This is a genomic window from Natronospira elongata (assembly GCF_034931365.1).
GTDB classification, from domain to species: domain Bacteria; phylum Pseudomonadota; class Gammaproteobacteria; order Natronospirales; family Natronospiraceae; genus Natronospira; species Natronospira elongata.
This window is the reverse complement of the sequence record NZ_JAYGII010000084.1, coordinates 1-1,528: the sequence shown is the minus strand read 5'-3', so window position 1 is coordinate 1,528 and position 1,528 is coordinate 1. Positions and strand designations below refer to the sequence as shown.

General features: G+C 62.7%; 3 protein-coding genes. All 3 read right to left on the bottom strand.

Annotated features, from left to right (window positions below; all coding sequences use genetic code 11):
* Positions 1–159: 159 nt before the first annotated feature.
* The gene (locus VCB98_RS13800) at positions 160–483 is read right to left on the bottom strand and encodes an RnfH family protein (RefSeq protein ID WP_346053519.1); all 324 of its coding nucleotides are present in this window, start codon (positions 481–483) and stop codon (positions 160–162) included.
* Positions 470–907, bottom strand: a complete 438-nt coding sequence (locus tag VCB98_RS13795; protein ID WP_346053517.1) for a type II toxin-antitoxin system RatA family toxin — start codon at positions 905–907, stop codon at positions 470–472. Before VCB98_RS13795 ends, VCB98_RS13800 begins: the two co-directional genes overlap by 14 nt.
* A 7-nt stretch (positions 908–914) precedes the next feature.
* The coding region (locus tag VCB98_RS13790; RefSeq protein ID WP_510184525.1) for an SLC5/6 family protein at positions 915–1,528 on the bottom strand (614 nt) is incomplete at its 5' end.

The window sequence follows — 1,528 nt, the reverse complement described above, 5'->3', positions numbered from 1 at the left end:
GCTACGGGCAAGCAATGCACAAATGCGTCTGGAACGTATTTGAACTGCAAGCGCCAGCTTGCAGGCCCGAAGGGCGGAGGCCATGGATGGCCGGAGTCACGCAGAAGCAGGCGTTCTCAGCGTCAACTGTGCACGCGCAAGGGTTCATCAGAGGTTCCCTTAATCACCCTTGCGCATGGTCCGGCCCTCGCGGGCGCGGCGGCGCCGGACCTCCTTCGGATCCGCTTTCAGTGGGCGATAAATCTCCACCCGATCCCCTTCCCGCAAAACCTGCTCCTCGCCCACCAGGCGGCCGAAAATCCCCAGACGGTTCTCACCGCCCAGGGATATCTCAGGAAACTGATCCAGGATGCCGGACTGCTCCACCGCCTGACGCGCAGTGGTCCCGGCCGCCACGATGACCGTGATCACCTGCTGACGATCCGGCCGGGCGTAGGCCACCTCCACCCGAATGCCCTGCTTGCTGGCGTCAGCCCCGGCCATGAACCTGATGGGCCCGCCTGACGAAGGCATCCACGAGGGAATTGGCAATCTGATGAAAGACCGGTCCCAGCACGGCCGACAGCACCCCGCTGGAGACCTCGAAACTCATGTCCAGCTTCACCTTGCTGGCATCCTCGCGCAGGGCTTCAAAGCGCCACTCGCCTTCCAGATGCCGAAAGGGACCGTCCACCAGGCGAATATCAATGAGCTGCCCCGGCTCCATGCTGTTGCGGGTGGTAAAGGAGCGATGAATGCCGCCCTTCGCCAGGGTCAGGCTGGCGGTCAGCTCATGCTCCTCCCGGCTGAGAACCTTCGCATCCCGGCACCAGGGCAGGAACTGCGGATAGGACTCAATATCATTCACCAGCTCGAACATGGCCTGCGCCGAGAAAGGCACCAGAGCTTCCCGCTGTACCTTGCGCATGCCTGAATCAGGCCTCCCGGCCGGCGAGAAGCATCATGGCCACCTCCACTTCCTCTTCACCCAGGAAGCGATCAAACACGCCCAGGGCATGCAGGAAGGCGATGATCACCGCCAGCGGCGCCACAAAGCGGATGAAGAACAGCCACAACTTATAGGCGGTGCCCACACCCATATTGAGCTCTTCGGCGCTGGAGGCCCGGGACATGACCCAACCGGCGAAGATGGCGATCAGCATGCCGCCAAGGGGCAGCAGGATGTTATCCGCCAGCGTCTCGACGTTGTCGAAGACGGTACCGGCCAGGAAGGTAATCTCGGACCACAGGTTGAAACTCAACACCGTGCCGATACCCAGCACCCAGATGATGCCACCCACGGCCAGGGCCGCCGCGGCACGGCTGATTCCGCGGTTCTCCACCACCCAGGCCACGGCCGGCTCCATCAGACTGATGGAGGATGTCCAGGCCGCCACCACCAGAAGCAGGAAGAACAGCGTGCCAAACAGGTAACCACCCGGCATTTCACCGAAGGCAATGGGCAGGGAATGGAAGACCAGACCGGCACCTTCGGCGGGATCAATCCCCCAGGCAAACACCACCGGGAAGATCGCCAGCCCCGCGAGCA

Coding starts and splice junctions, on each gene's coding strand:
- VCB98_RS13800 (WP_346053519.1), bottom strand. CDS start 483: ATGGCCGGGGCTGACGCCAGCAAGCAGGGCATTCGGGTGGAGGTGGCC.
- VCB98_RS13795 (WP_346053517.1), bottom strand. CDS start 907: ATGCGCAAGGTACAGCGGGAAGCTCTGGTGCCTTTCTCGGCGCAGGCC.